The 3,825-nt window shown below is 64.8% G+C and carries 4 protein-coding genes and 3 pseudogenes; 4 read left to right on the top strand and 3 right to left on the bottom strand.

The genetic code is table 11. From position 1 onward, the window contains the following. Positions 1 to 218 precede the first annotated feature (218 nt). A pseudogene (locus EOA60_RS38325) lies at positions 219 to 474 on the top strand (5-carboxymethyl-2-hydroxymuconate isomerase); the annotation flags it as partial. A 114-nt stretch (positions 475 to 588) separates the two neighbouring features. Then, positions 589 to 832: pseudogene (locus EOA60_RS22910) on the top strand (2-oxo-hepta-3-ene-1,7-dioic acid hydratase); the annotation flags it as partial. Between the two features lie 243 nt (positions 833 to 1,075). Here EOA60_RS22910 and EOA60_RS22905 read toward each other — a convergent pair. Next, positions 1,076 to 2,095, bottom strand: coding sequence for an isopenicillin N synthase family oxygenase (locus tag EOA60_RS22905; RefSeq protein ID WP_095823943.1), 1,020 nt, complete (start codon positions 2,093 to 2,095; stop codon positions 1,076 to 1,078). Between the two features lie 105 nt (positions 2,096 to 2,200). Here EOA60_RS22905 and EOA60_RS37730 point away from each other — a divergent pair, with 105 nt between their 5' ends. Continuing rightward, positions 2,201 to 2,338 carry a hypothetical protein gene (locus EOA60_RS37730; RefSeq protein ID WP_164748294.1) on the top strand — a complete coding sequence of 46 codons (138 nt, stop codon included), beginning with the start codon at positions 2,201 to 2,203 and terminating at the stop codon, positions 2,336 to 2,338. On the opposite strand, the pseudogene EOA60_RS22900 reads toward EOA60_RS37730, so the two are convergent. Together EOA60_RS22900 and EOA60_RS22895 are read right to left on the bottom strand one after the other, a co-directional pair. After that, positions 2,326 to 2,430: pseudogene (locus tag EOA60_RS22900) on the bottom strand (ABC transporter permease); the annotation flags it as partial. The gene EOA60_RS37730 and the pseudogene EOA60_RS22900 sit on opposite strands and share 13 nt — an antisense overlap. Before the next feature lie 34 nt (positions 2,431 to 2,464). Next, positions 2,465 to 3,154 (bottom strand): SDR family NAD(P)-dependent oxidoreductase, encoded by a 690-nt coding sequence (locus tag EOA60_RS22895; RefSeq protein WP_095823882.1) that lies wholly within the window; start codon positions 3,152 to 3,154, stop codon positions 2,465 to 2,467. Positions 3,155 to 3,366: 212 nt separating this feature from the next. Here EOA60_RS22895 and EOA60_RS22890 point away from each other — a divergent pair. Then, positions 3,367 to 3,825 (top strand): anhydro-N-acetylmuramic acid kinase (locus EOA60_RS22890; protein WP_206628198.1); only part of this gene is annotated, 459 nt, incomplete at its 3' end.

Here is a 3,825-nt window from a genome sequence, read left to right as displayed (position 1 = left end):
ATCACTTCACGAGCGCGAAGCAGAGCCATGGGCAGGGAACGGCGGGTGCTGGGCGGCAGCAGAGTCAACTCTCCGAAAAGTTACAGTCCAGTACGACTCGCAACAGAAATTAACGCTCGCTCGCAGCTATATCCGCGATTTCTCCGAGAGCGGCAATCCCATCCCCGACGACCCCGTCGACATGGAGACCAAGCACTTGACATTCGGTCGCCAAGCCCTTGCCCCACATGGGGATCGAATATTCGGCGAATCTCGACGCGAAGGTCGAGATGAGCGAGCTTTGCGCGCTCGTTTCACGCATCATCCTCGAGACGCGGCCTGTTCGAGCCCGGCGCCGCGCGGGTGGGCGCCTTCCGTGCAGATGCCTATGCGATCGCGGACCGGCTGTCCGAGAACGGCTTCATCGACATGAACTTCCGCATCGGCAGGGGCCGCAGCGCGGAGGAGAAGAAGCGGACCGGCGAGGCGATCTTCAAGGGGTTATCGCGCGCGTTCTATGTCGACACGCTCGGCCTGCAGGTGAGCGACGAGACCAGCGACGCGATCTATCTGCGCGCGCTGGAGGAGCGCGGCCACGCCAGCCCGCGCGAGGCAGACCTGCGCTGGATCGGCGCCATCGTGTCGCAACGGCGAGGTGGAGGAGACGGGGCTCGGTGCCGGCGTGCTCGATCATCCGGCCAAGGGCATTGTGTGGCTCGCCGACCGGCTGCATCAGTACGGCATGCAAATCGAGGCCGGACAGGTGGTGCTGTCGGGCTCCTTCATCCGGCCGGTCGAATGCCGGCATGGCGATCGGATCGTCTCGGATTTCGGGCCCCTTGGTGCGATCTGACCGGCAATCCTCGCTCCGCGAATTTGCAAGCTGCGCGCTGCTCCAAAGAAAAAGGCCGGGCGCGAAAGCGGCCCGGCCAAGAAATGAAGGTCATCACCTTCAGAGGGGAACATCGCCCGGCGCAATGGGAGGAAAACACCGAGCGATGGCCTCTATTTGGGGCGGTTGCGGTATATTTTCCACGAACTGAATTCCAAAAACTGGCCAAAAGGCGAAAAAATATCGCGCGGGCAGCGGCAAAGCTCAGCCGGCCGCCGCTGCCTTTTCCAGAAGATCGGCATAGTGCTGCCGGGCTACGTCGGGATGCGACCTCAGACGGCTCTTCAGCACATTGGTTCCGACGTTTCGGAAGAGCGGGTTGTCGGGATCGCTGGCCGGCCCGCGCGCCTCAGCCGCCAGTTCCTGCGGAAGGTCGAGCAGCGGAATGGTCGCGTCGAGCCGGGCGCTGAAGAAGAACGGCACCGAAATCCGCTCGACGCCTGGCGGCGGTGTGACGACGCGGTGCACGGTTGCTCTCAGATACCCGTTCGAGGCGAGTTCGAGCAGCTCGCCGATGTTGACCACGAGCGTTTGCGGTATCGGATCCACATTCACCCAGTTGCCATCATATTCGACCTGCAGCCCCTTGTTCTCGTCCTGCAGCAGAAGGGTGAGGAAACCGCCATCCTTATGCGCGCCGACGCCCTGGTCGTCACCGGTGGCGTCGCGGCCTGGATAGCGCACGATCTTCATGCGGTGGTTGGGCTCGCCGCGATAGATCGGGTCGAAGGCGTCCTCCGGCTGATCGAGTGACAGCGCGAAGGCCTTGAGCAGCCGTATGGCTACCTCCGTCGCCTTGGTCTGCCAGGCAAGCAGCGCCGGCTTCAGTTCGGGCAACGCAGCCGGCCACTGGTTCGGCCCTTGCAGCCGCGTCCAGGCCGGCACGCTCGGCCCTTGCGAAATGGTCGCGCGCTCGACGCCGATGTCGAGCTGCTCGCGCCAGTCGGCCTTGCCCCTGGTCAGCTCGCCGCCGGCGCGCGTGTAGCCGCGAAACTGCGGCGACTTCACCATCTCGATGGCGAGCTTGTCGGCCTCCGACAAGGCAAAGAAGCGCCGTGCGGCATCGAGCACCGCGTCGATGTCCGGCTGCGTTATGCCGTGGCCGCTGAGATAGAAGAAGCCGACATCGCGAGCAGCGGTGCGCAGATCAAACAAGAAGGTCCGCAGTTCCGACTCGCCCTGCTCCAGTCGGTCGAGATCGAGCACCGGGATTATTCTGGCCATGGACAGCTTCCTCTTGGCGGCAACCGATTGTTTTTCGCAAGTCCGGACGGAATACCGCTGCGCCCTTTTCCTGGAATTGCTCTGGCGACCCCGCCGCACGATGACATGCGCGTCATTGCAGGTGAAGAAACGCGCCAACCAATCTCGTTGCAAACGGAGCAAGCCGCCGCTCAATTTCCGGGTTTTCGCGGCAAATTGCGTTCATTCGACTTCCGCTTCTCGCGTTTCGCCTATCCGCGATGATCCAGCCACGCGACCAGCCGGTCACACCACTGGATGCCGCAGACCAGCACGATCAGCACCACCACCGCCGCAATGACGCCGGTCTCGCGTCGGGGCGCGTTATTGCACGGTTCGTGGAATGGATCGTCAGAACGTCTCGACCCAGGGCCTCATCTCGACCTCGAAGCTCCAGGCGCTGCGATGCTGGCGGTGGACTGCGAGATAGGTCTCGGCGATCGCGTCCGGCGAGAGGCGGCGATCCGGCCGGTCTGGCTCGGCCGCCTGCCCGGGCGGCTCGATCTGGCCGTCGATGATGAAATGCGCGACATGGATGTTCTTCGGACCTAGCTCGCGCGCCATCGACTGCGCCAGCCCGCGCAGCCCGAATTTCGGCATGGCGAAGCCGGCCGAGCCGGAGAAGCCCTTGAGACTCGCGGTGGCGCCGGTGAACAGGATCGAGCCGGAGCCGCGCGCAACAAGCCGGCGCGCCGCCTGCTGGCCGACGAGGAAGCCGCCATAGGCGCCGACGAGCAGGGCCTGCTTGACCGCCTCCGGATCGAGCTCGGTGATCGGGCCGCGCGTGCGGCCGCTGGCGTTGAAGACGGCAATTTCGAGGGAGCCGGCCTTGTCGGCCGCCTCGAACAGCCGCGCGACGGAGGCGGCATCCGACACGTCCGTCTCCACCGCCCGCGCACCCGTCTCCTGAACCAGCGCGGAGAGCTTGTCGACATTGCGGGCGGCCAGCACGACGTGAAAACCTTGCTTGCCGAGGAGCCGCGCCAGCGAAGCGCTGAGGCCAGCTCCAGCGCCGGCGATCACTGCGACATCGGCGGCCATGTCGTTCCTCCTGCGAGTACGCGTTGTTCAGTTGAGGTCGATAATCGCACAAGCTCGCTCCTTCGGCGGCAAGAGGCAAGGACCAGGTTGCTCCGTTTTGGCAGTGCGAACACAAAGGCGGTGCACGGTGAGAGGTCCCGGCGCATCCGAAAGACTTGCCTGTCGCGCCGATCCGTCCGACACGTGGTCCAGCGGCGATTCGAGGAACGACCATGGAACCAATCTGGGCCGTCGGCCTGATGACCGGTACGGTGCTTGACGGCAATATCGACGTGGCGCTGATTAAAACCGACGGCGAGCGCATCGCCGACACCGGCACATACACACTGGCCCCCTACCCGCAATCGATCCGCACCCTGCTCGAAGAGACCCTGCGCCAAGCACGCGTCTGGAATTTCGAGGGGCCGGAGCCGACGATTTTTCGCGAGGCGGAGGAGGCGCTGACGCGCGCGCAGTCGGCGGCGGTCAGGGATTTGGTCGAAAGCCAGGGCATGACGATGGCCGATATCGGCGTCGTCGGCTTCCACGGCCAGACGGTGCTGCATCGCGCCCCGCAGCCGCGACGAATCGGCCGCACGCGCCAGCTCGGCGACGGCGAGCTGATGGCGGCCCTGCTTGGCACCAAAGTCGCCTATGACTTCCGCACGGCCGATGTGGCGGCCGGCGGACAA

This window comes from Mesorhizobium sp. M1A.F.Ca.IN.020.06.1.1 (assembly GCF_004023265.1).
Classification (GTDB): Bacteria; Pseudomonadota; Alphaproteobacteria; order Rhizobiales; family Rhizobiaceae; genus Mesorhizobium.
Note: the sequence above shows the minus strand (reverse complement) of the source record. Positions and strands in the feature narration are given on the sequence as shown.

What these genes read in the sequence shown, in the direction of transcription:
- EOA60_RS22905 (WP_095823943.1), bottom strand. Translation starts at nt 2,095, where the DNA reads ATGGCCAGAATAATCCCGGTGCTCGATCTCGACCGACTGGAGCAGGGC.
- EOA60_RS37730 (WP_164748294.1), top strand. Translation starts at nt 2,201, where the DNA reads ATGCGCGTCATTGCAGGTGAAGAAACGCGCCAACCAATCTCGTTGCAA.
- EOA60_RS22895 (WP_095823882.1), bottom strand. Translation starts at nt 3,154, where the DNA reads ATGGCCGCCGATGTCGCAGTGATCGCCGGCGCTGGAGCTGGCCTCAGC.